The organism is Oleiphilus sp. HI0043 (genome assembly GCF_001634935.1).
In genome coordinates this window covers 1-1149 of the sequence record NZ_LWEY01000674.1, presented here as the reverse complement: position 1 = coordinate 1149, position 1149 = coordinate 1, and the positions used below count along the sequence as shown (strand labels likewise).

Sequence of the window (1149 nt, the reverse complement as noted above, 5' to 3'; positions counted from 1 at the left end):
TATATGCTCTGCCACTACACGAATGTAGTCCATGGATGAGCCATCAGCATTCTTTCTTGTTTCAATATACATTAAGCCGACACCCCACTTTGCACGAGTTTTAGCAATACGCTTTAAATATTCAATGATTGAGGCTAGTTGAAAATCCTTTTTAACAAGATTTTGGTGCTCAATAGCTAACACGTTAAATTCACCCTGCGGGGAAAGTACCATCCCAAAAGGTAAAAACTCACCACGTTCAAGCAAGTTCTTTTCCATGCGCATCCAACCCTGCACCATCATATATTTAAGCTGCGCGATCGCTTGCTCCTCAGTAACCTTACCCCGCCTCACTTGGTTAAGGTCTACAGCGCTGTCCGCAATTGGCGCCTCGACAAGATCTTCTGCTTTTATTTTTCTTTTGCCTTCTTCAGCTGATACTAAGGTGCTCGACACTGAGAACAGTAAACCAAGCAGTATCAAACCAAATTTCAACATCTTCATATAGAGACTCCAATCATTATTATAACGGTGAGGTAAAACTATTGTGGATATAAATTATCTGGGCGAGAGAAGAATGTCTACAGTGAATCAGTAGAATTTGTGACTTTTGTTAGGCATTTTTTATAATGTGAACGAGGCAGTGAACGGAATTTCATAACAAACACTTTTAGCCACAAAAGCCTACCCCATATTTCCCTGCCAACAGAATTTACAGACAACAGAAACTAAAAAAACCACCTCACATTGTGAGGCGGTTTCTCGTTTTGCTTCTAACTTAACTAAACACTTTCGTATCCAGCTTCAGCTAAGATCAAGATCTTAGTGAGCAGAGATAGTCCAGTTAGTAGTGTTAGTCACATCAGTCAAGTAGATTTCACCGATAGAAGTACCAGTGTCACCGAAAGACAATGAACCGATATCTAGGTCAAACTTAGAAGTAGTGTTGATTGCGATACCGTCAACATAACCTTCTCTTGTGTTGCCACCCTGGATATCTTGAGCTGGGTTCAAAGCAACAGAACCTAGATCAAGAACTGCGTCTTTAACAGCGTAGATGTCACGCATTGAGTGAGCGAAACCGAATGCATTCAATCCGTCTAGACCAGAAGTGTCACCACGATGGTTGTGGATTTTCAGATCGTTGATCTGAACACCAGCGATATCGAT

At 41.3% G+C, this 1149-nt stretch carries 2 protein-coding genes; both read right to left on the bottom strand.

The annotated features are described in order from the left end of the window. A partial coding sequence (locus A3729_RS08115; RefSeq protein WP_156497789.1) for a hypothetical protein occupies window positions 1–483 on the bottom strand: 483 nt, incomplete at its 3' end. A 318-nt stretch (window positions 484–801) separates the two neighbouring features. Further along, window positions 802–1149 (bottom strand): hypothetical protein (locus A3729_RS32595; protein ID WP_197475681.1); only part of this gene is annotated, 348 nt, incomplete at its 5' end.